Source organism: Streptomyces sp. NPDC030838 (assembly GCF_055572035.1).
In genome coordinates this window covers 1,277,987-1,303,836 of record NZ_JBVIED010000001.1, presented here as the reverse complement: position 1 = coordinate 1,303,836, position 25,850 = coordinate 1,277,987, and the positions used below count along the sequence as shown (strand labels likewise).

The 25,850-nt window shown below is 71.6% G+C and carries 17 protein-coding genes and 1 tRNA gene; 6 read left to right on the top strand and 12 right to left on the bottom strand.

Annotation, left to right across the window (positions count from 1 at the left end):
• Nucleotides 1-54: 54 nt before the first annotated feature.
• From ACZ42A_RS05875 to ACZ42A_RS05865, 3 genes are read right to left on the bottom strand one after another with little or no spacing between them, the layout of a single operon-like run.
• Nucleotides 55-2,199 carry an acetate--CoA ligase family protein gene (locus tag ACZ42A_RS05875; RefSeq protein ID WP_468526146.1) on the bottom strand — a complete coding sequence of 715 codons (2,145 nt, stop codon included), beginning with the start codon at nt 2,197-2,199 and terminating at the stop codon, nt 55-57.
• Nucleotides 2,200-2,203: 4 nt separating this feature from the next.
• Nucleotides 2,204-3,469 carry a formyl-CoA transferase gene (gene frc, locus ACZ42A_RS05870; RefSeq protein WP_468525877.1) on the bottom strand — a complete coding sequence of 422 codons (1,266 nt, stop codon included), beginning with the start codon at nt 3,467-3,469 and terminating at the stop codon, nt 2,204-2,206.
• Nucleotides 3,470-3,479: 10 nt separating this feature from the next.
• Complete coding sequence (locus ACZ42A_RS05865) at nt 3,480-5,177, bottom strand: thiamine pyrophosphate-binding protein (RefSeq protein WP_468525876.1); 1,698 nt, start codon at nt 5,175-5,177, stop codon at nt 3,480-3,482.
• A 189-nt stretch (nt 5,178-5,366) separates the two neighbouring features.
• On the opposite strand from ACZ42A_RS05865, the gene sucC reads away from it, so the two are divergent.
• The 5 genes from sucC (at nt 5,367) to ACZ42A_RS05840 (ending at nt 10,674) form a co-directional block, all read left to right on the top strand.
• Nucleotides 5,367-6,497, top strand: coding sequence for an ADP-forming succinate--CoA ligase subunit beta (sucC, locus tag ACZ42A_RS05860; protein WP_468525875.1), 1,131 nt, complete (start codon nt 5,367-5,369; stop codon nt 6,495-6,497).
• A gap of 14 nt (nt 6,498-6,511) precedes the next feature.
• Entirely contained in the window at nt 6,512-7,489 is a 978-nt protein-coding gene (gene sucD, locus ACZ42A_RS05855) for a succinate--CoA ligase subunit alpha (protein ID WP_468525874.1), read from the top strand.
• A gap of 206 nt (nt 7,490-7,695) precedes the next feature.
• Nucleotides 7,696-9,246 carry an aldehyde dehydrogenase family protein gene (locus ACZ42A_RS05850; RefSeq protein ID WP_468525873.1) on the top strand — a complete coding sequence of 517 codons (1,551 nt, stop codon included), beginning with the start codon at nt 7,696-7,698 and terminating at the stop codon, nt 9,244-9,246.
• A 291-nt stretch (nt 9,247-9,537) separates the two neighbouring features.
• Nucleotides 9,538-9,622: transfer RNA gene (locus ACZ42A_RS05845), tRNA-Leu, on the top strand.
• A gap of 179 nt (nt 9,623-9,801) precedes the next feature.
• Nucleotides 9,802-10,674, top strand: coding sequence for a trypsin-like serine protease (locus tag ACZ42A_RS05840; RefSeq protein ID WP_468525872.1), 873 nt, complete (start codon nt 9,802-9,804; stop codon nt 10,672-10,674).
• Nucleotides 10,675-10,904: 230 nt separating this feature from the next.
• On the opposite strand, the gene ACZ42A_RS05835 is transcribed toward ACZ42A_RS05840, so the two are convergent.
• The 4 genes from ACZ42A_RS05835 to ACZ42A_RS05820 all read right to left on the bottom strand — a co-directional run bounded on the left by ACZ42A_RS05835 (nt 10,905) and on the right by ACZ42A_RS05820 (nt 15,150).
• Nucleotides 10,905-11,621: a potassium channel family protein gene (locus ACZ42A_RS05835; protein WP_468525871.1), complete on the bottom strand. Its 717-nt coding sequence runs from the start codon at nt 11,619-11,621 to the stop codon at nt 10,905-10,907.
• Nucleotides 11,614-12,993 (bottom strand): TrkH family potassium uptake protein, encoded by a 1,380-nt coding sequence (locus ACZ42A_RS05830; RefSeq protein ID WP_468525870.1) that lies wholly within the window; start codon nt 12,991-12,993, stop codon nt 11,614-11,616. Before ACZ42A_RS05830 ends, ACZ42A_RS05835 begins: the two co-directional genes overlap by 8 nt.
• A 306-nt stretch (nt 12,994-13,299) precedes the next feature.
• Nucleotides 13,300-14,598, bottom strand: a complete 1,299-nt coding sequence (locus tag ACZ42A_RS05825) for an ArsB/NhaD family transporter (protein ID WP_468525869.1) — start codon at nt 14,596-14,598, stop codon at nt 13,300-13,302.
• Between the two features lie 63 nt (nt 14,599-14,661).
• Complete coding sequence (locus tag ACZ42A_RS05820) at nt 14,662-15,150, bottom strand: CBS domain-containing protein (RefSeq protein WP_468525868.1); 489 nt, start codon at nt 15,148-15,150, stop codon at nt 14,662-14,664.
• 152 nt (nt 15,151-15,302) lie between these two features.
• Between ACZ42A_RS05820 and ACZ42A_RS05815 the strand changes: the two genes are divergently transcribed.
• A complete protein-coding gene (locus ACZ42A_RS05815) occupies nt 15,303-17,174 on the top strand; it encodes an SIR2 family protein (protein WP_468525867.1) in 1,872 nt (623 codons plus the stop codon).
• Here ACZ42A_RS05815 and ACZ42A_RS05810 read toward each other — a convergent pair.
• Genes ACZ42A_RS05810 through ACZ42A_RS05790 form a run of 5 tightly spaced genes read right to left on the bottom strand, consistent with a single transcriptional unit; the run spans nt 17,138 to nt 25,669 of the window.
• Nucleotides 17,138-19,900, bottom strand: a complete 2,763-nt coding sequence (locus tag ACZ42A_RS05810; protein WP_468525866.1) for a hypothetical protein — start codon at nt 19,898-19,900, stop codon at nt 17,138-17,140. The genes ACZ42A_RS05815 and ACZ42A_RS05810 overlap by 37 nt on opposite strands.
• Nucleotides 19,897-21,156, bottom strand: coding sequence for an FG-GAP repeat domain-containing protein (locus tag ACZ42A_RS05805; RefSeq protein ID WP_468525865.1), 1,260 nt, complete (start codon nt 21,154-21,156; stop codon nt 19,897-19,899). The genes ACZ42A_RS05810 and ACZ42A_RS05805 overlap by 4 nt, the downstream gene beginning before the upstream one ends.
• A gap of 33 nt (nt 21,157-21,189) precedes the next feature.
• A complete protein-coding gene (iolE, locus tag ACZ42A_RS05800) occupies nt 21,190-22,131 on the bottom strand; it encodes a myo-inosose-2 dehydratase (RefSeq protein ID WP_468525864.1) in 942 nt (313 codons plus the stop codon).
• A gap of 32 nt (nt 22,132-22,163) precedes the next feature.
• Nucleotides 22,164-23,876, bottom strand: a complete 1,713-nt coding sequence (locus ACZ42A_RS05795; RefSeq protein WP_468525863.1) for a pyranose oxidase — start codon at nt 23,874-23,876, stop codon at nt 22,164-22,166.
• Nucleotides 23,873-25,669, bottom strand: a complete 1,797-nt coding sequence (locus ACZ42A_RS05790; protein WP_468525862.1) for a glycoside hydrolase family 15 protein — start codon at nt 25,667-25,669, stop codon at nt 23,873-23,875. Before ACZ42A_RS05790 ends, ACZ42A_RS05795 begins: the two co-directional genes overlap by 4 nt.
• Nucleotides 25,670-25,850: the final 181 nt, after the last annotated feature.

Genomic DNA, 25,850 nt, shown 5'->3' with positions numbered 1-25,850 from the left:
CGGGCCCCGGGTCCGGCCGACGCGCACCGTCGGCCGGACCCGTGCTCACTCAGCTCATGAACCGCCCCCCAACAACCCCGCGGCTTGCGCCCAGCGGTACTTGGCGCCCAGGACGGCCACCGGCTTCTCGGTCGTGTACGGATAGGCCACGACCCCGCGCTCGTACAGGTACTGGCAGGCCTCCTCCACCTCGACGTCCCCGGCGAGCGAGGCCACGACGGGCTTGACGATGCCGCGCTCGCGGAATTCGGCCACCACGCGCGCGGTGAGCTCGGCGAAGACCATCGGAGGGGTGACGATGGTGTGCCAGTAGCCGAGAACCAGCGCGTGGATCCGCGGATCCTCCAGACCGAGCCGGATCGTCGCCTCGTACGTCGACGGCGGCTCCCCGCCGGTGATGTCGACCGGGTTGCCCGCGGCCCCGAACGGCGGGATGAACCGGCGGAAGGCCTCGTCCAGGTCCGGCGGGATCTCCATCAGGGTCAGCCCGTTGTCCGTCACCGCGTCGGACAGCAGCACCCCGCTGCCACCCGCCCCGGTGATGATCACCACGTTGTCGCCCTGAGGGGTGGGAAGCACCGGCAACGCGCGCGCGTACTCCAGCATGTCGTTCAGCCCGGGCGCCCGGATCACCCCGGCCTGCCGCAGGATGTCGTCGTACACCGCGTCGTCGCCCGCCAGGGCGCCGGTGTGCGAGCCGGCGGCCTTCGCGCCCGCCGCCGTACGGCCCGCCTTCAGGACCACCACCGGCTTCTTCGGAACGGTCGCCCGCGCGGCCTCCACGAAGGCCCGGCCGTCCTTCAGGTCCTCCAGGTGCATGGCGATGCACTCGGTGCGCGGGTCCTCGCCGAACCAGGTCAGCAGGTCGTCCTCGTCCAGGTCCGACTTGTTGCCGAGCCCGACGATCGCCGACACGCCGGTCCTGGTGGTCCGCGCGAACCCCAGGATCGCCATCCCGATGCCACCGGACTGCGAGGTCAGCGCGACCCCGCCCTTGACGTCGTACGGCGTGCAGAACGTGGCGCACAGGTCCTGCCAGGTCGAGTAGTAGCCGTAGATGTTCGGGCCCAGCAGGCGGACGCCGTGCCGCTCGGCGATGGCCACGATCTCGTCCTGGAGGGCGTGCTCCCCGGTCTCGGCGAACCCGGAGGGGATGAGGACGGCGTTGGGGATCCCCTTGCGGCCCACCTCCTCCAGCGCCGCGGGCACGAACCGCGCGGGAATGGCGAAGACGGCCACATCCACCTCACCGGGAACGTCCGTGACACTCTTGTACGCCTTGCGGCCCAGGATGTCATCGGCCTTTGGATTCACCGGGTGGATGTCCCCGGCGAAGCCGCCGTCGACGAGGTTGCGCATCACCGAGTTGCCGATCTTGCCCGGCTCGTTGGACGCGCCGATGACGGCCACCGCGCGGGGCTGCATCAGCCGGCGCATGGACGCGAGGATCTCCTCGCGCGTGTAGCGGCGGCGCTCCCGCGCGGGCGCCTCGGACAGGATCACCCGGATGTCCGCGGCGACCGCGCCGTCGGCTGTCGCGATCACCGGGTTGAGGTCCACCTCGGCGATCTCGGGGAAGTCGGCGACCAGTTGGGAGACACGCCGGATCTGTTCGGCGACCGCCCACCGGTCCACGCCCGCCGCGCCCCGCACCCCGCGCAGGATCTCCGCGGACCGGATGGAGTCCAGCATGCCCAGAGCCTCGTCGGCGGTGACGGGCGCGAGCCGGAACGTCACGTCCTTCAGCACCTCGACGAGAACCCCGCCGAGCCCGAAGGCCACCACCTTCCCGAACGTCGGATCCGTCACCGCGCCGACGATGACCTCCTGCCCCTGCGGCAGCAGCTCCTGCACCTGGACACCCTCGATACGGGCTTCGGCGTGGTACGCGCGCGCGTTGTCCACGATCCGGTGGAACGCGGCCCGCACTTCTGCCGCACCCTCCACGCCCACGACGACCCCGCCGGCGTCGGTCTTGTGCAGGATGTCCGGCGAGACGATCTTCATCACGACCAGCCCGCCGAGGCGCGCCGCGCAGGCCACGGCCTCGTCGACGTCCCGCGCCAGCTCCTCGCCCGGTACGGCGATCCCGTACGCGTCGGCGAGCACCTTGCCCTCGGGAGCGGTCAGCGCCGTACGGCCCTCGGCGCGCACCGCGTCGAGAAGGGCGCGCACCCTCGGCAGCCGGTCCTCGGCCATCACGTCAGATCACCCCGTTCGACTTGAGCAGGCGCAGCTCCTCGTCGCCGAGGCCCAGTTCGCCGATGTAGACCTCTTCGTTGTGCTCGCCGAGCAGCGGTGAACTGGTCACCTCCACCGGGGAGTCGGACAGCTTCAGCGGACTGCCGACGGTCACGAACTCGCCACGCTCGGGATGCGGCACCTTCACGACCATCTCGTTCGCGGCGAGCGACGGGTCCTCGATGATCTCCTTGGTGGACAGGATCGGACCGCACGGGATGTTGTGCGCGTTGAGCCGCTCCAGCACCTCCCACTTGGGCAGCGTCGAGGACCACTCCTCGATCAGCTGGAACATCTTGTTCAGCTTCGGCAGCCGCGCCTCCGGCGTCGCCCACTCGGGGTCGTCGGCCAGCTCCGGCCGGCCGATCAGCTCGCTGATCGGCTTCCAGCCGACGGGCTGCACGATCACGTACACGTAGTCGTTCGGGCCGCCCGGCGCGCACTTGACCGCCCAGCCGGGCTGGCCGCCGCCGGACGCGTTTCCCGAGCGGGGAACTTCCGTGCCGAAGTCCTCGTTGGGGTATTCAGCGAGCGGGCCGTGGGCCAGGCGCTGCTGATCGCGCAGCTTCACGCGGCAGAGGTTGAGCACAGCGTGCTGCATGGCCACGTTCACCCGCTGCCCGCGCCCGGTGCGCTCGCGCTGGTACAGCGCCGCGAGAATGCCCGCCACGGCGTGCACACCCGTGCCCGAGTCACCGATCTGGGCCCCCGTCGCCAGCGGCGGCCCGTCCTCGAAACCGGTGGTCGACATCGACCCGCCCATGGCCTGCGCGACGACCTCGTACGCCTTGAAGCCGGTGTACGGGCCCTCGCCGAACCCCTTGATGGAGGCATAGACGATCCGTGGATTGATCTCCTGGATGCGGTCCCAGGTGAATCCCATACGGTCGACCGCGCCCGGTCCGAAGTTCTCGACCATCACGTCGGAGCGCCGGATCAGCTCGGTGAGGAGTTCCTTGCCGCGCTCGGTCTTGGTGTTGAGGGTGATGCTCCGCTTGTTGCAGTTGAGCATCGTGAAGTAGAGGGAGTCGACGTCCGGCAGATCGCGCAGCTGCTTGCGCGTGATGTCGCCGGTCGGCGCCTCCAGCTTGACGACGTCCGCGCCGAGCCAGGCGAGGAGCTGTGTCGCCGACGGCCCGGACTGGACATGCGTCATGTCCAGGACGCGGATGCCTTCTAGGGCCTTGGCCGGAGCCTTGCTCGGGGCCTTGGACGGCGTTGAGGTCATGAAGGCCTCCTCACTTGTACATGGTCTGGTTCATGGTTCCGGGGGCGTACGCGTCCGGGTCGACCCAGACGTTGATCAGCGACGGCTTGCCCGACTCGCGGGCCCGCCGCAGCGCGGGGCCGATCTCGGCGGGGTCGCGGACCTCCTCGCCGTAACCGCCCAGCATCTGCGCGAACTTGTCGTAGTGGACGTCGCCGAGGGTGTTGCCGATCCGCTCGCGCTCCTTGCCGTACTTGGCGGCCTGGCCGTAGCGGATCTGGTTCATCGAGGAGTTGTTGCCGACGATGCCGACGAAGGGGAGGTCGTAGCGGACCAGCGTCTCGAAGTCCCAGCCGGTGAGGGAGAAGGCACCGTCGCCGAAGAGGGCGACGACCTCCTTGTCGGGCCGGGCCTGCTTGGCGGCGAGCACGAACGGGATGCCGACGCCGAGCGTGCCCAGCGGACCCGGGTCCATCCAGTGGCCGGGCGACTTGGGCTGCACCACCTGCCCGGAGAAGGTGACGATGTCGCCGCCGTCGCCGATGTAGATCGAGTCCTCGGTGAGGAAGTCGTTGATCTCGCTGACCAGCCGGTACGGGTGGATCGGCGAGGCGTCCGACCTCAGCTGCGGCAGCCGCTTGTCCAGCGCCGTCTGCTCGGCGGCCCGCAGCTCGTCCAGCCACTCCTTGCGCTTCGACGCGCCCCCGTTGCCGTATCCATGAAGAGCGTGCCCGGACGCCGCCTCGGTCACCGCCTTCAGCACCAGTCCCGCGTCGCCGACGATGCCGAGGTCGATGTCGCGGTTCTTGCCGACGGTGCGGTAGTCGAGGTCGATCTGGACGACGGTGGCGTCCGCCGACAGCCGCTTGCCGTAGCCCATGCGGAAGTCGAAGGGCGTGCCGACGATGACGATGACGTCGGCGTTGGAGAACGCGTACCGGCGCGACAGCTGGAAGTGGTGCGGGTCGCCGGGCGGGAGGGTGCCGCGCCCGGCGCCGTTCATGTAGGCCGGGATGTTCAGCGTGCGGACCAGCTCGATCGCCGCCTCGGTGCCGCGTGTCGTCCACACCTGACTGCCCAGCAGGATCGCCGGCTTCTCGGCGTGCACGAGCAGACCGGCCAGCCGCTCGATCGCCTCGGGGTCGCCGGCCGAGCGGGTGGAGGCCCGGTAGGCACCGGCCTGGGGCACCCGCGCCCTGCCCACCGGGACCTTGGCGTCGAGCACATCGCGCGGGATCTCCAGGAAGGACGGTCCAGGCGCGCCGTGGTAGCACTCGCGGAACGCCATGGACACCATGTCCGCCGCGCGCGCCGTGTCCGGCACGGTCGCCGCGAACTTGGTGATCGGCGTCATCATGTCCACGTGCGGCAGGTCCTGCAGGGACCCCATCTTGTGCTGGGTGAGAGCTCCCTGACCGCCGATCAGCAGCATCGGGGACTCGGCGCGGAAGGCGTTGGCCACACCGGTGACCGCGTCGGTCGTCCCGGGACCCGCGGTGACGACCGCGCAGCCGGGCCTGCCGGTGAGGCGGGCGTAACCGTCGGCGGCGTGCGCCGCGACCTGCTCGTGACGGACGTCGACGACCTCGATGCCCTCGTCGACGCAGCCGTCGTAGATGTCGATGATGTGGCCGCCGCACAGCGTGTAGATGCGGTCGACCCCCTCGGCCTTGAGGGCCTTGGCGACGAGATGACCGCCGGAGATCACGTCCTGGGTGTCGTCGGGCATGGCGAAGTCCTGTCCCTTCGGGAGGGGTTGGGGAAGCTCTCGCGGTACTCGCTCGTACATTGCATACAGTCGACGAATACTGTATGAAGCTTGTTATCCCGCATCCGGTGGGTGGTGTCCAGGGGGCGTGCGGCACATTTCGGGGGTCTGGGTCTCGGTCCCCGGATGACACGGCAGACAGGAGCCGAGATGGACCTGTACGAACACCAGGCAAGGGAACTCTTCGCGGAACACGGCATCTTGGTGCCGCGTGCCGAGGTCACCGACTCGCCCAAGGAGGCGCGCGAGATCGCCCGCCGGCTCGGCGGCCGGGTCGTCGTCAAGGCCCAGGTGAAGACCGGAGGCCGGGGCAAGGCGGGCGGCGTCAAGCTCGCGGCCGACCCCGCCGCTGCCGAACTGACGGCCCGCCAGATCCTCGGCATGAACATCAAGGGGCACACCGTCGGCACCGTCATGCTGGCCCAACCCGTCGACATCGAGCGCGAGTTCTACGTCTCCTACGTTCTCGACCGCGCCGCCGGGCGCTTCCTCGCCATCGCGTCCGCCGAGGGCGGTATGGACATCGAGGAGATCGCCGCCAGTCGACCGGAGGCAGTCGCCCGTATACACATCGACCCGGCCGAGGGGGTCACCTCGGCCAAGGCCGCTCAGATCGCCGACGCCGCCGGCCTGCCGCCGCAGACCGTCGACGTGCTCGTCCGGCTCTGGCAGGTGCTGGTCCGCGAGGACGCCCTCCTCGTCGAGGTCAACCCGCTCGTCCGCACCGCGCAGGGCGCGATCGTCGCCCTCGACGGCAAGGTCACCCTGGACGACAACGCGGCTTTCCGGCAGGCTCGTTGGGGCGCCGAAAGCGCCGCTCACGAGGATCCGCTGGAGGCCGCGGCCGCCGCCAAGGGCCTCAACTACGTCAAGCTCGACGGCTCGGTCGGTGTCATCGGCAACGGCGCCGGCCTCGTCATGTCGACCCTCGACGTGGTCGCCGGCTGCGGCGCCCGCCCCGCCAACTTCCTCGACATCGGCGGGGGCGCCTCCGCCCAGGTCATGGCCGACGGACTGTCCGTCGTCCTCTCCGACCCCGACGTCAGGTCCGTCTTCGTCAACGTCTTCGGCGGCATCACCGCCTGCGACGCGGTCGCCGACGGCATCGTGCGCGCCCTGGACACCGTACGGGTCACCAAGCCGCTGGTCGTCCGCCTCGACGGCAACAACGCCGCACGCGGCCGGGCCCTCCTCGACGAGCGCGCCCACCCCCTGGTCCAGCAGGTCCCCACCATGGACGGCGCCGCCCGCCGCGCCGCCGAACTCGCCACCACTGCCTGAGGAGACGGGACGACATGGCGATCTACCTCACCAAGGAGAGCAAGGTCCTCGTCCAGGGCATGACCGGCGGCGAGGGCATGAAGCACACCCGCCGCATGCTCGCCGCCGGCACGAACGTCGTCGGCGGAGTCAATCCGCGCAAGGCGGGCCGTACCGTCGACTTCGACGTCCCCCAGTGCCTGAACGGCCTGGGAGGTTCCCCCATCGCGGTGCCCGTCTTCGGGTCGGTCGCCGACGGTATGCAGTCGACCAGCGCCGATGTCACCGTCGTCTTCGTCCCGCCGGCCTTCGCCAAGGCGGCCGTCACCGAAGCCGCCGACGCCGGCATCGGCCTCGCCGTCGTCATCACCGAAGGCATCCCGGTCCACGACACCGTCGCCTTCACCGCGTACGCGCGGCAGCGCGGCACCCGCGTCCTCGGCCCCAACTGCCCCGGCCTGATCACGCCCGGCCAGTCCAACGCGGGCATCATCCCCGCCGACATCACCCCACCGGGCCGCATCGGGTTGGTCTCCAAGTCGGGCACGCTGACGTACCAACTCATGTACGAGCTGCGCGACCTCGGTTTCTCCACCTGCGTCGGCATCGGCGGCGACCCCGTCGTCGGCACCACCCACATCGACTGCCTGGCCGCCTTCCAGGACGACCCCGACACCGACCTCGTCGTCCTCATCGGGGAGATCGGCGGCGACGCCGAGGAACGCGCCGCGGCGTACATCCGCGATCACGTCACCAAGCCCGTCGTCGGCTACATCGCCGGATTCACCGCACCCGAGGGCAGGACCATGGGGCACGCCGGTGCGATCGTCTCCGGCTCCTCCGGCACGGCCCAAGCGAAGAAGGCAGCACTGGAGGCCGTGGGCGTCCGGGTGGGCGGCACCCCGACGGAGACCGCGCGCCTCGTCCAGGCCGCCCTGGACGCCTCCGAGGTCACCCCGACCGAGACCGCCCGGCGCGTCCAGGTCGCCCTCGACGCCCCCGAGGCGGAGTGACGCTGCTCATACCCGCCGCGGGGTGACGGCCGCACGCGGCCGCACTACCGTCCGCTGTACGGCGACCGCGCGCCGGCAGCCGCCTCCGGCTCCCCGCGCGCGGCGCCGTGCCATGCACCCTGCGCCCGTCTCGCACCCCCTTCCACGGAAGGCCATGGCCACGCCCCGGCCTTCCCTCTCGACCGTGCACCGAGAGCGGAGCTCCCATGGCACCCACCCTCCCCACCCTCACCCTCAAATCCGGCACCTCCTGGTCCGACGCCTGGCAGCGCTGCCTCGCGGTCGCCCCCGAGGCCTTCCGGGACGACCGCGTCCTCAACCTCTGGAACGCCGCCTGGCAGGCGGACGGCCGGGCGCTGCCCGCCACCACCCCCGTCGACGGCAGCCCGATCGCGGGCCCGCCCCGCCTGGACGGGGCCACCGCGCACCAGGCGGTACGGGCCTCGCTCGACCAGCACCGGGCCTGGCGGCATCTGCCGCTCGCCGAACGCCGGGCCCGCGTCGCCGCCACCCTCGACGCCCTCGCCGCGCACCGCGAACTGCTCGCCCTGCTGCTCGTCTGGGAGATCGGCAAGCCGTGGCGGCTCGCGCAGGCGGACGTCGACCGGGCCATCGACGGGGTGCGCTGGTACGTCGACGGCATCGAGCCGATGGTCGCCGGGCGGGCGCCGCTGGACGGTCCCGTGTCCAACATCGCCAGCTGGAACTATCCGATGAGCGTGCTCGTTCACGCGATGCTGGTCCAGACACTGGCGGGCAACGCGGTCATCGCCAAGACCCCGACCGACGGCGGCGTCGCCTGTCTCACCCTGGCCTCGGCACTCGCCGCGCGCGAGGGGCTGCCCGTCACCCTCGTCAGCGGCAGCGGAGGAGAGCTGTCCCCGGCGCTGGTGCGGGCGCCGGAGATCGGCTGCGTCTCCTTCGTCGGCGGTCGCGACACCGGCGCCACGGTGGCCACGGCCGTCGCCGACCTCGGCAAACGGCACATCCTCGAACAGGAGGGACTCAACACCTGGGGCATCTGGAACTTCACGGACTGGGACGCGCTCACCGCGGTCGTCCCCAAGCTCTTCGACTACGGCAAACAGCGCTGCACGGCCTACCCGCGCTTCGTCGTCCAGCGTGAGCTGTTCGACGCGTTCCTGGCGGCGTACCTCCCGGCGGTCCGCACGCTCAGGGTCGGCCATCCGCTCGCCGTGGAGCACCCCGACGACCCGTACCCCGCGCTGGACTTCGGTCCGGTGATCAACGCGGCCAAGGCCAAGGAGCTCCACGACCAGGTGGCCGAGGCGATCGACCGCGGCGCCGTCCCGCTGTACCGCGGCCGGCCGGCCGACGCCCGCTTCCTGCCCGGCCAGGACACCTCGGCGTACGTCCCGCCCGTCACCCTCCTCAACCCGCCCCCGTCCTCCCCGCTGCACCACGCGGAACCCTTCGGCCCGGTCGACACCATCGTCCTGGTCGACACGGAGGCGGAACTGCTGGCCGCCATGAACGCCTCCAACGGCGCCCTGGTCGCCACCCTGTCCACGGACGACCGGGCGACGTACGACCGGCTGGCGCCCCAGATCCGCGCGTTCAAGGTCGGCCACGGCACACCGCGCTCCCGCGGCGACCGCGACGAGCTGTTCGGCGGCTTCGGCGGGTCCTGGCGCGGCGCGTTCGTCGGCGGTGAACTGCTGGTCCGCGCCGTGACCCAGGGCCCGGCGGGGGAGCGGCTGCCCGGGAACTTCCCCGACTACCACCTGATGCCCTGAGGCGGCCGGGCGGCGGGGCCACCCAGCGCCAGGGTCCCGTCACAGTCGCCGCATGATCACCGACGGACATCTCCTGCCCAGGGCCGGGACTGCCTCCACCGTGCCACCGAGGCACACGACACCGCCGAGTGACCCTCTCGTCACCTGCCGTCACGCACTCCAAGCGGCTGCCTGTCCGACAGCCCCTGGCCCGTCGGGCCTGCGGATACGCAGGTGAAAGGCACTCCGAAACCTTGGTATTGTTGTCCATGTCGCCGCGGGGAACACCCCCGGCAAGGCGGCAGACACCTAGTCCGGGTGGCGGAATGGCAGACGCGCTAGCTTGAGGTGCTAGTGCCCTTTATCGGGCGTGGGGGTTCAAGTCCCCCCTCGGACACAGATCGCGCATGGTGATCGGGAGTGATCCCGGTCACCATTTCGCGTTTTCCGGGGTTCGGCCTTGGTGGCCAGTCCGTAGCCGGGCTCGTGGTCTTGCCGCAGACGATCACAGGCGCTTCAATGCACCCACCCCCCACAGGAGGAACACCCGATCCCTACCCAGCGAAGGGTTTCTTCTTGACCGCCATACGCGCCACCGCCGTCACCGCGGCCGCCTGCGCCACCCTGCTCGCCCTGGCGTCGCCCTCGTCCGCGATCAACTCCTACAACGCGACCCCCGCACCCGAACGCACCGAGGTCGGCGCGGTCGTGGCGACCTGGGACAACGACGGCGATCCGGCCACTCCGGATCGCGTCGACTGGGTCTGCTCCGGCACGATGATCGACGCGGACACCTTCCTGACGGCCGCTCACTGCACGACGGACTGGCCCGACAACGTACGGTTCTACGTCTCTCTCGACCAGGACGTCCAGGCCGGACTGGACGCCGCCGCGAAGAAGTACCCCGGTGACCCCGCCGCCCAGGCGAGAGCCGTCGCCGTCCAGGGCACGGCCCACAGCCACCCCGACTACCCGGGCCCGGCCGCCGACACGCACGACATCTCGGTCATCGAACTCCCCGCAGCGAAGATGAGCTCACGCTGGTCCTTCACCCCGGCCACGCTGCCGACCGCCAACCAGCTCGGGGCGCTCGGACCGCAGAAGCTCAACTCCACCGACTGGGTCGTCGCCGGATACGGCACCCAGGAGGCAGCGAACGGACCGGGCGGCCACACCCACCCGGGCGGCGGGGTCCGGATGAAGGCACCGGTCAGTTTCGACGCGCTCAACGACGCCTGGGTGCGCCTCGCCATGACCGCGCCGCAGGGCAACGGCGGTGCTTGCTACGGCGATTCGGGCGGACCCAACTTCGCCGTCATCGGCGGTCGGCGCATCCTCGCGGCGACGACCATCACCGGCGACAGCCCGTGCTACGCCACCAATGTCACGTACCGGCTGGACACTCCGGGAGCGCGCGCCTTCCTGTCGCCGTTCGTGCGACTGCCGTGATCCTCGGAGCCCGCCGGACTGCCTGATCGTGACGGGGATGCCGGGGGCGGGGAAGTCGACGGTGACCAGGCTGGTCGCCGAGCGCCTGCCACGCTCCGCCCGGCTCGACGGCGACTTCGTCGGCAGGCTGGTCGTCAGCGGGCGTGTCGGGCCCTGGGCGAGCCTGCTGACGAGGCGGCGCGGCAAGGGGAGCTGTGCCACCGCAATCTGTGCATTCCGGCGAAGAACTTTCAGCCCATCTCGGCGAACGTCTCCACCGCATGCGTCTTCCCGGTGACGACGATGACGTCGCCCCGCTGGACGACGGTCTCCGCGGTCGCGTAGGTGAAGTCCTCGCCGGAGCGCTTGATGCCGACCACGGTGACCCCGAACTTGCTGCGGACCTGGCTCTGGCCGAGGGTGATGCCCGTCACGATGTCGGGAGCCACCGTCTTGACGAGGGCGTAGTCGTCGTCGAACTCGATGAAGTCGAGCATGCGCCCGGTGACCAGGTGGGCGACGCGTTCCCCCATCTCGTGCTCGGGGAGGACGACATGGTGGACGCCGAGGCGTTCGAGGATCTGGCCGTGCTGGCGGCTGACACCCTTGGCCCAGATGTTGGGCACCTCGGCGTCCAGCAGATTGGAGCTGACCAGGATGCTGGCTTCCATGTCATGACCGATGGCGACCACGGCACTGCTGAACTCGTGGACGCCGAGCTGGCGCAGCGCCTCGTCGTCGGTGCAGTCGGCGACGGCCGTGTGGGTGAGGGCGTCGCTGTACTTCTGCACCCGGCGCTGGTCGGTGTCGATGCCGAGGACGTCCCAGCCGCGGCGCATCAGCTCACCGGCGAGGGACGAACCGAAACGGCCCAGACCGATCACGGCGACGCGCTGGTCGGCGCCGTGCGTTTCGGTCTCGGCCGGGCGCTTGCGGTGGCGGCGGCGCAGGCTGTGCAGCTTAACCAATGACGGGTCGCTCCTCTGGAAGTGCGTAACGGCGGGTGCGTACCCGCAGGGCGAGAGCCGAGACGAGGGTGATGGGGCCGAGTCGGCCGACGAACATCAGGCCGACCAGGAGCAGTTGCCCGGCCGTCGGCAGGTCGGGGGTGAGGCCGGTGGACAGACCGACCGTGGCGAAGGCGGACACCACCTCGAACAGCACCGCGTCCGTCCGCTCTTCGACCAGCGTGAGCATCACCAGCGTGGAACCCATGACCAGGCCGACGCCCAGCAGAGCGACGGCCAGCGCCTGACGCAGTGTGTGCGGGGAAAGACGTCTGCCGAACACCGTGGAATGGGGCTCGCCGCGGACCTCGGCGATGATCGCGACGAGCAGCACGGAGAAGGTGGTCACCTTGATGCCGCCGGCGGTTCCGGCGCTGCCGCCGCCGATGAACATCAGCACGCAGGTCGTCAACAGGGTCGAGGCGTGCAGCGCGCCGATGTCGACGGAGTTGAAGCCGGCCGTGCGTGCCACGGCGGAGTGGAAGAAGCCGTTGAGGACCTTGTCCGCCGGGGTGTGCGGGCCGAGGGTGCCGGGATTGGTCCACTCCAGCAGACAGGTCAGGACGGTGCCGATCACCAGCAGCACGGCGGACGTGATCAGGGTCAGCTTGGTGTGCAGGGTCCAGTTGCGGCGCCCGGTGGTCCGCTTGCGGTGGCGGTGACGCAGCAGCTCCAGCAGCACCGGGAAGCCGATGCCGCCCAGGATCACCGCGGCGGCGATCGGGAGCATGACCCAGGCGTCACCGGCGTAGCGGGTGATGTTGTCGGCGTGCAGGCCGAACCCGGCGTTGTTGAACGCGGACACGGCGTGGAAGTAGCCGAGGTAGAGGGCGCTGCCGGAGCTCTCGCCGTATCCGAACCGGATGCGCACGGCCAGCAGGGCGGTGACCGCGAGTTCCACGAGGAGCGTGGAGCCGGCGACGCCGAGCAGCACCCGTCGTACGTCGCCGATGCCGAGGCTCTTCGTCTCGGCCTGCGCGGTCAGCTGCAGCCGCAGCCGCAGCCGGCCCGAGATCAGCAGGGCCAGCAGCGACGCCATCGTCATGATGCCGAAGCCGCCGACCTGGATCAGCGCGAGGATGACGCCCTCGCCGAAGCCGCTCCAGTAGGTGCCGGTGTCCACGACGGCGAGTCCGGTCACGCACACCGCCGACGTGGAGGTGAACAGCGCGGTCATGAAGCCGGGCGCGGTGCTCTCCTCGGTGGCGAACGGCAGCGACAGCAGCACCGCACCCGCCAGCACCGTGAGGGCGAAGGCCGCGACGAGCGCGCGAGCGGGATGGGTGGTGAGCAGCGACGACCGCGACCGCACCCGCGCCGTCAGCCGTGCCACCTGCTGCCCCTTCCTCCCGATGCCGCAGGGCGCCGTCCTCGCCCGCCGATGTCAAGGGCTCCTCAAGATCCCGGGCGCCGCACACGCTACCCGCGACGGCGGCCGGTGAACGGGAGCCGTGCGGTCTCGACACGCGGGACCACCCGCCCCGCCCCACACCGCCGGCCGGTGCCGGACGCGCGTGGGCGATCTGCGTCGGAGAAAGGCTCCGCTTTCAGCCGACCGGCGGGCGGCGATCGGACCAGGGGTGTGCCGGCTACGGCGGCAAGGGCCCTGACGCCCCGGCCACCCACCGCGCCGGTCCGGTCAGGCGAGGGCGAAGTAGCGCAGCCACACGTAGACCAGGGCCAGTGAGACCGTGACGGCGGTGACCACCAGGCCGTAACGGGTGAACTCCCAGAAGGAGATGGGCCGGCGGCTGCGTTCGGCGATGCCGAGGACGACGACGTTGGCGGAGGCGCCGATGGCGGTGGCGTTGCCGCCGAGGTCGGCGCCGAGGGCGAGGGACCACCACAGGACGTGGTCCCTCCCGCCGCCCATGGTGTCGACGAGGTCGCTGGTGATGGGCGCCATGGTGGCGACGTAGGGGATGTTGTCGATGACGCCGGACAGGACGGCGGAGGCGCTCAGCAGGATCATGGCCCCGCCGAGTTCGTTGTCGCCGATCGCGTCGGCGAGGGACCGGGAGACCTCGCTGATGACACCGGTGCCGATCAGGCCGCCGATCATGACGAAGAGACCGGCGAAGAAGGTGAGCGTGGGCCACTCGACCTCGGCCAGCACCTCACCGGTCTCGGCGGAGGAGACGGCGATGAGCGCGCCGGCGCCCAGCAGGGCGACGACGCTGGGCTCGTAGTGCAGCACCGGGTGCAGCACGAAGCCGGCGATCACCAGCGCCAGGACGACCAGGCCCTGGATCAGCAGCCGCGGGTCGCGGATCGCCTCGTGCTCCTCCAGCTCCATGATCTCGGCGGCGCGGTCCTCGTCGTAGACGAAGGTCTTGCGGAACAGCACGCGGCACAGGCCGACGAGGACGACCACCAGCACCGCGATCAGCGGGGCGAGATGGACGAGGAAGTCGTTGAAGGTGAGGCCGGCCCGGCTGGCGATGATGATGTTGGGCGGATCGCCCACCAGGGTCGCGGTGCCGCCGATGTTCGAGGCCAGGACCTCGGCGATGAGGAACGGCGCGGCGGGCAGCCCGAGGCGCTCGCAGACCAGCAGGGTCACGGGGGCGATGAGCAGCACCGTGGTGACGTTGTCCAGGAGTGCGGAGGCGACGGCGGTGATGACGACGAGCATCACCATCACCCGGAAGGGCCTGGCCCGGGCCCGCTTCACCGCCCAGATGGCCAGGTACTCGAACATGCCGGTCTTCTTCAGCACGCCGACGATCATCATCATCCCCAGGAGCAGGAAGATGACGTTCCAGTCGATGCCGCTGTGCTCCGAGTAGAAGGCCGACCTGTCGTCGGTCGCCCCGATCGCGAGCATCAGGCCCGCGCCACCGAGGGCCGCGGCGACGCGGTGGATCTTCTCGCTGATGATCAGGATGTACGCGCCGACGAAGACGACGACGGCCGCCCAGCTGTGCCAGTCGTTCACGATCCTCCGATTGCGGTGGTCCGGCGGCTCGTCCGCGCGGCGCTCCCCGGTTCCGGCGGCGCCTCAGGACGCGGCGGCCAGCAACCGCTCCAGAAGGTGCGCGGCGGTGATGACGCCCAGCAGGCGCGGGCCGTCCTGGCCGTCCTTGCCGTGCTTTCCGTCCTTGTCGTCCGCCACGACCGCCACCAGCGGACTGCGGACCCGCGCCATGAGCGCCGCGACCTCCAGCGCCGTGTCGTCCGGCGCCGCGACCGGCGGGGCCGGGGTGTTCGGCGGCAGGCAGTCGCGCACCTTGCGGCCCTTGAGCACCTCGCAGAGCCGGTCGGCGTGGCGTTCGTCGACGACGGCGGCCAGGGTCGGGTCCTCGATGACGTACTCCGGCACCAGGACCTTGATCATCTGGGAGCCGGGGAGGATCGCCGCGGGCAGACCGGATCCGTCCAGGACCAGCAGGGCGGGCAGCCGGTGCTGTGCCATCAGCCGCGCCGCCTCTATGGCGTCGCTGTCGACGCCGACCCTCTCGTACTCCACCGCCAGATCTCGTGCGCGCACGATCGGCTCCCGTCTCGCTGTACGCCCCGTGCCTCTCATTGTGATCCCGCACCGGGGAGCGATACGGCGACCGCGCCGGTGCGGCGTGGGTGGAGTCACACGCATCGGCGGGCCAGGAGGCGAGTGCCCGGCCGGTGACGCAGAGTGAGGTCATGACCGACGACGACAGACCGACGGCGGCGGCCGCGGTGCGCGGACTCGACCCGCTCATCTCGCTCGCGATGGGCGTGCAGGCCGGGCCCGGCGTGTACGCGCTGCTGCTCGGCGCGGGCATGTCGCGGGACGCCGGGCTGCCCACCGGGTGGGAGATCGTCACGGACCTGGTGCGCCGGGCCGCCGTCGCGCGCGGCGCGGACGAGGAACTGGCCGTCGCCGATCCGGAAGCCTGGTGGGCCCGCCACGGGGACGGCGGACCGCTCGGCTACTCCGCCCTGCTGGAGGCGCTCGGCGACACCCCGGCCGCCCGGCACAAGCTGCTGCGCGGCTACTTCGAGCCGTCCCTCGAGCCGGGCGCCGACCGGCAGGACGGGCTCAAGCGGCCCGGGGCGGCGCACCACGCGGTGGCCCGGCTGGTGGAGCGGGGCTGGGTGCGCGTGGTGCTGACCACCAACTTCGACCGGCTCACCGAGCAGGCGCTGGAGGCGGCGGGGGTGCAGCCGCAGGTCGTCCACAGCCCCGACAGCCTCCGCGGGATGACGCCGCTGGCGCACGCCCGGGCCACGGTCGTCAAACTGCACGGCGACCTGACCGACCTGGAGGCCCGCAACACCGAGCAGGAGCTGGGGGAGTACCCGGCCGCCTGGGCCGGTCTGGTGGACCAGGTGCTGGACGAGTACGGGCTGATCGTCTGCGGCTGGTCCGCCCAGTGGGACCACGCGCTCGCCGCCTGTTTCGAGCGCCGCGCCACCCGCCGCTACCCCGTGTTCTGGTCCGCGCCGCACGACCCCCGGGGCAAGGCCGCCGAACTCGTCGCCCGGCACGGCGCCGTGGTGGTGAAGGGCCTGACGGCGAAGGAGTTCTTCCCCGGCCTGCTGGCCCGCGTCGAGGCCCTGGACCACCTCACCGAGCCCGCCCCGACCCGCGAACTGGCCGTCGCCCGCCTCAAACGCGCGCTGCCCGACCCGGTGCGCCGCATCGATCTGCACGAGCTGGTGGACGCCGAGGCCATGCGGGTGGTGGAACGCCTCTCGGACGGCGACCGGTATCCGCCCGGCGAGCGGCCCTCGGACCCGCAGGAGTACCGGAAGCTGCTGGAGCGCTACCGGAGCGACTGCGACACGCTGCTGCATCTGATGGCCGTCGGCGCGTTCCACGACGAGGCCGGGGCGCACGCGCGGGTGTGGGTGCGCGCCCTGCAACGGCTGCTGAACGTACGCGGGAACGGAGGCGGCGAACAGGAACCCCGGCCGCACCTCTACCCGGCCCTGCTCGCCCTGTCCGCCGCCGGCAGCGCCGCCGTCCTCGCCGGGCGCGACGACCTGCTCGGCCGGCTGCTGCTCGAACCCGTCCTGGCCCGGCCCTCCGCGGCCCCGCCCGGCTCCGGCCGCGCCGCCGGGGAGCCCGGACCCGCCGTGCTCGCCCTGCGCACGGGGGACGTCCTCGGCACCGGCGAGCTCCTCAACGCCCTCGTGACCGAGCCGCACCCACCGGCACTCGTCCAGACGGCGCACAGCACCTGGCTCCGGGAACGGCTGCGGGACGTGCTGGCCGAACCGGCCGCCGGCAGCGACCGCACGCTCTCCGACGCGTTCGACTGCTACGAGTACCTCACCGCGCTCCTTCAGGCCGACCTCGCGGAAACCCCGGAAACCCAGGGCGAGTTCACCCTTCCCGACCGCTGGGACGGCGACGGACGGCTCCGGGTCGCGGCGCGCGTGCAGGCCCGGTTCTCCGACACCTGGCCGATGCTGCGCAGCGGCGCGTTCGACGGCGAGATCCAGCGGGCCCACACGGCCGCGGCCGTGGTGGACGTGCTGTGCGCGCAGCGCTACATGGAGGCCGAGGGCCGGGAGCCGTTCCGGTGAGCGGCACCGGCCGCGGCCCGGGCCGGGTCACCCGTCGCGGTGACCCCGCCGACGAGGCGGACCCTGAACTCCGCGTGGCAGAACTGGTACACCGGCCCGACCCGGCGCAGAACGCTGAGCAGCCGGGCGTCCTCCATGAACGACAGCGGATGACGCGGCAGCCGTCCGGCCGCGGCGAGCCGTAGGCCGGTCTCCCGGTAGGCGAAGTAGGCGGTGCCCGACACGGCCAGCAGCCCGGCGGCGAGTCCGACCGACAGGCCCGCTTCCGGGGTCAGCAGCGCGGAACCGAAGAGTCCGAGGAGCGGGTTGTCACTCTCCGACAGGTCCGCCTGGATCGTGATGATCCATTTGATCAGGGGCGGCAGCATCGCGAAGACGACGAGCGCGGCGGCGACGGTGCGGTCGCCCTGGACCGTGGACCGTGGAGTCTCCTGTTCGAGATCGGCGGGAACCCGGGCCCAGCGCAGCACCGCCAGCCCGGCACCGAACAGGAGGCCGAAGTAGACCCCGACGACGCCGGTGGCCGCGCATCTCATCCACCAGGACAGATCGGTGTCCGGCGTCACGAAGGCGAGCGAGGCGCCGAGGGGGATGCCCAGCAGCAGCCCCCGGCCCAGACACGCGGGGAGCATCGCCGGCAACAGGTGCTTGCGCGCGCGGAAGTCCAGGCGGGTCGGGCGGGTGGCGCCGTCGGCGGGAGCGAGTCCCGCCATGATGCCGGCGATCATCAGGAAGACGCAGGCGTGGTACGTCGCGTTCTGGCTGACGACGGCCAGGTCCCCGTACGGGTCGATCAACGAGACGTCCCAGAAAGTCCCTCCGGTCATCTGGCGGACGGACATGTACAGCAGCGAGGCGGCGATCTCGCCGCCCAGCCAGAACAGGAGGGCGAAGGCGAGGAGTCTGCGCACCCGGGCCGTGCGACGTCCCGCGTCGCGCGGCCGCCACCCGGCCCGGCGGTGGAGCAGCGAGACGCCCAGCACGCCGAGGGCCAGCAGTGCCATGAACAGCAGCCAGACGACACCCGCTCGCACCCAGGTGTACGCGGCCACGCCCACCGCGATGTCCGCCGGGGCCACGGTCCGGGCGGCCCTCGCCCAGTGTTCGGTCACCGCCCCCACCCCCGCGGAGAGCGGAAGGGCGACGGCGCAGCCGATCGCCAGGCGGCGTGCGGCCTCCCCGACGGGGTGCCGTCGTCCTCGGCCGCGCGACGAGGACCGGGGCGGTGGCCCGGCCGGTCCCGTCCCGCCGGCCACCCAGGCGAGCCGGATCACCACCGTCGCCGCCACGGCGGTGGCCAGGGTGAGGGCCAGGTAACACGCGAGCCGCATCGGCGGCGAGAACGCCCAGTGGAAGTACTCCCCCGCCATGCACCCCGCTCCCAGCCCCACCACCGCTCCCGCCACCGGCCCGGACAGCGGCCCGGCGGGATCCGGTGGCAGGGCGTGGTGCAGCCGCCACCAGGCGATGTCGTCGCTGCGCTGGCAGTTGAGGTGCGAGGCGAGGAAGGCGAGCGCGGTGCGGGCGTCGTCGGGATGCCAGCGGGCGGCGGCGGTGCGGCGGGCGTCGGGCACGGACGGGTCCGCGGCGGCCGGCTGGGCCGTGAAGACCGCCGGGACCAGCGCGTCGAGCAGATGGTGCTGGAGGCTCGTCGCGTCGGGGCAGCGGGTCAGATCGGCGGGGTCGCTGCCGGGCGCGGCGTACACGGTGCGGGCGAGCCAGACGTTCAGCGGCACCGACAGGGCCTGGGCGACGGGGCTCGCGGGGTGGACGGTGAGGTCGTCGAGCACGGGCCGCCAGGCGGCGATGCGCCGGGGCGGCACCACGCTGCGCAGGTAGTCGGCCACGTCCGCCGCCTCCACCGGCTCCGCGACGACCACGGCCGCGGCGGTGATCACGTCCGTCTCCGCCACCGCCGCGTGGTACTCGGCCTGACGGGAGGTGAGGACGAGCGGGCCGTGCACGGCGATGGCGTGGTTGACCGCCACCAGCGCATCGGGCCGCAGTTCGGCGGGCAGCTCGTCCAGCCCGTCCAGCACCGGCAGGACCCGCCCCTCGGCCACCAGCTTGCGCGCCGCGTCGCGGCCGTACGTCTCGTGGTTGCGCAGCGCCGGATAGTCCTCGTGGATACGGCGCGCCAGCCAGTCCAGCAGCGGCTCCCTGCGCGGGTTCCACGCCGCCAGGTCGAGCAGAACGGGGACGGGTTCGCCGGGTTCGCCGGGCTCCGGGGTGCGCAGGAGTTCGCGTACGAGGAGGATCGCCAGGGCCGTCTTGCCGGCGCCGGGGTCGCCGAGGACCACGAGCCGCCGCCGCGGCAGGGCGCGGAACCCCGCCGCGAAGGCGCGGATGTCGTCGCTGCGCCCGGACAGGGTGCGGCCCACCATCCGCACATGGTCGCCCGCCTCCGCCTGCGCGCTGCGCCAGCGCACGGCCAGCGGATGCGGGTCCAGCAGGCCCTGGGCGGCGGCCTCCTCGGTCCACTGGCGGCGCACCATGGCGGCGAGCGCGTCCGCGGCCTGTTCGAGTTCGGTGCGGGTGGCGGGTGTGGCGGGGCGGGTGCGGTGCCAGGACCAGCTGACCAGACCGGCGCCGGCCGAGATCAGCAGGCTCAGGGAGGTCGCGGCGGCCTGGGCGTCCGCGCCGACCACGATGGCCACCACCGCGAGGAGCGCCGCGACACCGGTCGCCCCGATCACCCAGGGCCACCGCGCTCTGTGACGTGTCATGGCCGGACGGCGGCTTCCTCGATGTCGTTGCGGAACAGGCAGAGTTTCGCGTCCTCGGCGAGGAAGTACTTGTCGACCTTGTAGGCGATGGTGGCGAAGTCGAGGCGGCCGTCGCCGTTGAAGTCGCCGATGGCGATCCGCGCCGCGCTGTCCGAGGACACCCGCCACTTGGCGAACACGCCGGCGGCGATGTCCAGCGCCTTGTAGTAGAAGACGCCCTGCCAGGGGTAGGGCCCGCGCAGCGCGACGAGGAACTCGTCGTCGCCGTCGTTGTCGAAGTCCGCGCAGACGATCTGGTGGCTCGGGCCCTCGCCGAGCTCGTTGGGGTCGCCGAAGACGTCCAGCACGACCCGGCGCCAGGTCGCCTCGGCCACCGGGGTGCCGGGCCGTTCCTTGACGTACGCCGCCACGGTGTTGCCGTGGAAGGGCTCGGTGGCCACGACGTAGGCGTGCGGGTCGTCGCCGATCCGGCCGGCGCCGACGTCGCCGCTGCCCTTGAACCCGGTCCGGTCGAACCGCTCGTGTTCGCCGTCGCCGATGTGCGTGGTGGTGAACCGGTGCTCGCGCTCGTCGTAGTGCAGCCAGGTCACGCCCTCCTCGGAGGCGAGCAGGATCGAGTCGAGGTGCTCGCTGCCGGGCAGCGGGTTCTTCTGGATCTCCACGCCGTGGATCATCCGGAAGTGGGCGTCGTCCAGGACGCGCTTGTCCCAGGGCTGGCGTACGTCGTTGTTCGGGGAGAACAGCACGACGGGCACGAGGGCGTGGACGTGGTGGGCGCTCACGGTCGGCAGGGCCATCAGCTCCAGGTGCCGGGTCTGGGTGAAGTGGCCGAGGCGCAGCCGGTGCATGGAGGTCTCCCGGCCGATGTAGTGCCGCTTCCAGCGTGTCTCGGAGTCGAACTTGCCGGTGTTCTCGATCCAGTCGATCTTCCCGCCCTGCGGGTCGGGGTCGTCGATGCGGCCGCGCGCGCCGTACAGCTCGTAGCAGACCACGAGGTCGGGGAAGCCGTTGCCGGAGATGTCCCCGAAGTGGGCGCCGGTCGGCATGTGGAAGCCGTCGGCGACCAGGCGCTTTTGCCAGTCGGGGTTCTGGTACCAGTACAGCTCGCCGAGGTGCATGCCGTGGCCGACCAGGTCGGGCCGGGTGTCGCCGTCGATGTCCGGGGCCTCCAGCCAGTAGCCCTCGTTGAGGTCGTCCTCCAGGACCTCGCGGGTGAACCGGGGGACGCGGATGTTCAGGGGGGTGCTTGCGCCCATGGGGGTGCCTTCCAGTGAGGGGGTGCGGTCGGGTCAGCCGAGGGCCCGGGCCAGGTAGGCGTGGGCGGTCTGGGCGTAGTGGAGCGGCGGGTGTCCGCCGAGCGGGTCCTGCTCGGCCTCCACCACCAGCCAGCCCCGGTAGGACTCGCCCGGGCGGAGGACCTTGAGGACGGTGTCGAAGTCGACGTCGCCGTCGCTGTCGCCGGGCACGGTGAAGATGCCCGCCTCGACGTACTCGCGGAAGCTGCCGTCGGCCAGGGTGCGGTCCGCGCGGACGGCGCCGCGGACGTTCTTCAGGTGCACGTGCGCGATGCGGTCGCGGTGACGTTCCATGAGTTCCGTCACGTCGGCGCCCGCCCAGGTGAGATGGCCGGTGTCCAGCAGCAGGCCGACGTGGCGCGGGTCGGTGTCCCGCATGAGCCGGTCGACGTCCTGCTCGGTCTGGACGCCGGTGCCCATGTGGGGGTGGTAGGCGAGGGTGAAGCCCTGGCTCGCGACGATCTCGCCGAGCTTGTTCAGTCCGTCGGTGAGGTCGGCCCACTGCTCGTCGGTGAACTCCGGCTTGTTGCTGCGCAGGCTGAGGGCCTGGAGGTGGACCGACCGGCCGAACTCGGCGACGCCGATGACGCGCGTCCGCACCGGCGGGTCACCGGCGTTGAACTGCTTCAGGAACTCCAGCACCCTCAGCAGCTCGCGGGCGGTGCGCGCGGAACCGTCGGGCACGGTGAAGTACGTGCTCACCCACGGTTCGCTCACGCTGAGCCCGCGCAGGTGCATCGCGGCGGTCAGCGCGTCGACGTCGGTGGTGAAGGTGTGGCCGATGCTGCACCCCTCGAACCCGGCGAGCGCGATCTCGCTGAGGCACTGCTCCATGGGGATGTGATTGCCGATCAGCGGGAAGTCGTCGTTGGTCCAGCAGGTGGGGGTGATGCCCAGGTGGATGCCGTCCGGGCGCGGGGTGGTGTGTGCCGGCATGGTGGGGTCCAGGGGTCGGGGGCTTCGGGACGTCAGTGTCCGGGGTGGCCCTTGACGATGGTGTCGGCCGCGTGCAGCGCCATGGCGACGCTGGTGAGCGTGGGGTTGGAGGCGTTGCCGAAGGGGTGCAGGCCGTTGCCGCCGAGGTAGAGGTTGTCGATGTGCCACACCTTGGAGTACTCGTCGACGACGCTGTCCAGGGGGCTTCTGCCCATCCGGGTGGTGCCCGCGATGTGCAGCGGCAGGCCCGGGGTGAGGAAGACGGGCTCGGAGCCGGGCATGAAGCCGCCCAGTGCGGCGGCGGTGCGCAGCATGTGCTCGTTCATACGGTCCGTCGCCTTCCGTTCGGCCTCGTCGAGGCGGAAGTGGAAGGTGGGCTGCGGCATGTCGAAGGTGTCGCGGAGCCGACGGGAGAAGGTGACCTTGTTCTCCGGGCGGGGCCGGGAGATGCCGAACCAGCGCAGGTCGACGATGAGCCGGGGGTCGACGTTGGGCGGTACGGCTCCGTAGGTGAAGGCGTCCCGGTGGATCTGGCAGTGCCAGGGGCGCTCTCCGGTCACCGGCAGGGCCAGGTTCGGGTCGCGTTCGGTGGGCGGGAAGGGCACCGGATCGGCGCACTTGTCGCCGGAGTGCAGACGTTTGAGCTGGGCGGCACGGTAGCGGGCGACCCGGTCGGCGGCCGCCTCGGCCGGATCGCCGGCGCCGCCCGAGGCGGAGCGCAGGATGTCCTCGATGTGGTCCATGTGTTCCTGCTGGAGCACCACCTGGCAGAAGGACATGGGTTGTTCGGTCAGATAGCGGCCGAGCGCGGGCAGGGTGACACCGGAGGTGAACAGCAGCTGCGGTGTCGGGACGGCGCCGCACGCCACCACGTACGTCCCGGCCCGCAGCCGGATCTCCTCGCGTACGTCGCGCAGATTGCGCACCACCGCGTACCGCACCCTCTGGTGCTTGCCCGAACCGGCGATCTCCAGCCGGACGCACTGGTGCTCGGGCAGCAGCGTGAACGAGCCCCGCGGCGGGGTGTGGGCGGGGTCGGCGAGATCGCCGAGGACGGTGTCGGCGGCCGACCAGGTCACCGCCGAGGTCAGGTCCGAGTCGGCGCGGTCGCTGACCGCGAGGGGGAGTTCGGTGACGTCGGCGAACTCCTCCCCGGCCCGCTGCAGCACCCGCTTGACCAGCAGATGCCGGGCGGAGGCCGCGAAGACGGAGGTGCTGCGGGCGAGCAGGGACTCCGCCTCGTCGTAGAGCCGGTCCATTTCCTTCTCGTCGATGGGGTACCGCTGCCCGGCGTACTGCCGTTCCACCTCGGGGTGGAAGCGCGGGACCGCGCAGGTCCAGTGGGTGGCCATGCCGCCCACCGCGTACGTGGCGGCCGCGGCGGGCAGGTTGAGGTGCCCCCGCTGCTCCGGGTTCTGGTTGCGCATCGAGAAACCGGCGTACTTCTCCGGGTCGTAGGAGAACGCCGACGGGTCGAGGGTGAGCACCGGCTCCCGGTTGGTGGCGGTCGACAGGGGCAGCAGATGGCCCTTGATGACGGAGACGAACAGGTCGATGTTCCTCTGGAACAGATAGCTGTTCTTGAGGTGTTCGCCGTAGCGGCGGGACAGCTGGGCGCCGGCGTCGATCATCAGGACGCGCTTGCCCGCGTCGACCAGCTTGCGGGCGAAGGTGCAGCCGACGGGGCCGCTGCCGACGATCAGCACGTCGGCGTCGGTGGGGACGGGCACGTCGATGTCGTTCATGGACGTCCTTTCGAGGTGATGTCCGCCGTACCGCTGAGCCACAGCGCGCTGTTGACGAGGCCGACCATGCTGAACGCCTGCGGGGTGTTGCCGAGGTGGCGGCCGGTGGCCGGGTCGTACTCCTCGGCGAGGATCCCGACGTCGTTGCGCAGGTCCAGCAGCCGCTCGAACAGCTCCAGGGCCTCGTCGCGGCGGCCGGTGCCGTGCAGGGCGTCGACCAGCCAGAAGCTGCACACGAGGAAGGTGGCCTCGGAGCCCGGCAGGCCGTCCACTCCGCCGTCCGCCTCCGGCTGGTAGCGGCGCAGGAAACCGTCCTCGCCGAGTTCCCGGCGCACGGTGTCGACGGTGCCGCGGACCCGTGGGTCGTGCCAGGGCAGGAAGCCGACCCGCGGCAGCAGCAGGAGGGCGGCGTCCACGCCCTTCGACCCGTAGAACTGGGTGAAGGTGTTCCGCTCGGCGTCGAAGCCGTGCTTGCAGACCTCCTCGTGGATCCGGTCGCGCAGCTTCTCCCAGCGGTCCACCGGGCCCCAGCGGCCGTGGTGGAGCACCGAGCGCACCGCCCGGTCCACGCCGGCCCACGCCATCACCTTCGAGTGCACGAAGTGGCGTGGTTCGCCGCGGACCTCCCACAGACTGAGGTCGGGCTCCTGCCAGTTGCTCTCCAGGAAGTCCAGGAGGTGGCGCTGCATGTTCCACGCCGTGTCACTGGCGGACATCCCCGCCTCGCGGCCCACGTAGAGGCATTCGAGGACCTCGCCCCACACGTCCAGCTGGAACTGACGGGTCGCCGCGTTGCCGGTCCGGACGGGGGACGACTTCTCGTACCCGGAGAGCCAGTCCAGCTCGTGCTCGGGCAGCCGCCAGGTGCCGTCGACGCCGTACATGATCTGCAGGTCGGCGGGGTTGCCGGCGACCGCGCGCAGCAGCCAGTCCCGCCACTGGGTCGCCTCCTCCAGGTAGCCGGTGCCGATGAGCGCCTGGAGGGTGAACGTGGCGTCGCGCAGCCAGCAGTAGCGGTAGTCCCAGTTGCGCGGGCCGCCGAGCTGCTCGGGCAGCGAGGTGGTGGCCGCGGCGACGATTCCGCCCGTGGGTCGGTACGTCAGGGCCTTGAGGGTGATCAGGGAGCGCCGTACGGCGTCGTCCCACCGCCCGCGGTAGCCGCACCGGCTCATCCAGGTCCGCCAGAACCGCTCGGTGGCCTCGACGGCCGTCGGCGCTTCGACCGGTCTGGGGCGGCTGACCAGGTGGGACGGCTTGTACGTCAGGACGAAGGGCACCTGCTGCCCCGCCTCGACGGTGAACTCGGCCCGGGTGGTCAGGTTCTCGCCGTACACCTCCACCGGGGTGTGCAGCCAGAACGCGTCCGGACCGGCCACGGCCCGCAGGCCGCCGCCCGCGCGGTACACCCACGGGACGATCCGGCCGTAGTCGGGGCGCAGCCGCAGGTCCATCCGCATCGTCACCCGCCCGCTCAGGCCCTCGACCAGGCGCACCACGTCGGCGGCCTCGCCGCGCAGCGGCATGCAGTCCACGACGCGCACGCTGCCCTCGGCGGTGTGCCACTCGCTCTCCAGCACCAAGGTGTCGTCCCGGTACCGGCGTCGCGTCGCGGGGCCGCCGCCGGCCGGGGCCAGCAGCCACCGGCCCGCGCCGTCGTCGTGCAGCAGCGCGGCGAAGCACGCCGGGGAGTCGAACCGGGGCAGGCACAGCCAGTCGATCGACCCGTCACGGCCGACCAGCGCACCCGAGTGCAGGTCGCCGATGAAGGCGTAGTCCTCTATGGCACTGACCATGGAGACTCCCTCGCACCGGCCGGCGACGACGTGGCCGGGCCCGGGGCGCGGGCGGGCACACGTGGGGCGAAGCGGCCGGTGTGGATGGCGGATTGAGGTGTCGCCCGGGGCTGCGGTGCCGGGCCTGCGCCGGGCACGTGGGGACGGAGGGAACCGCCTGAGCGGATCCGCGGGCGCCTCA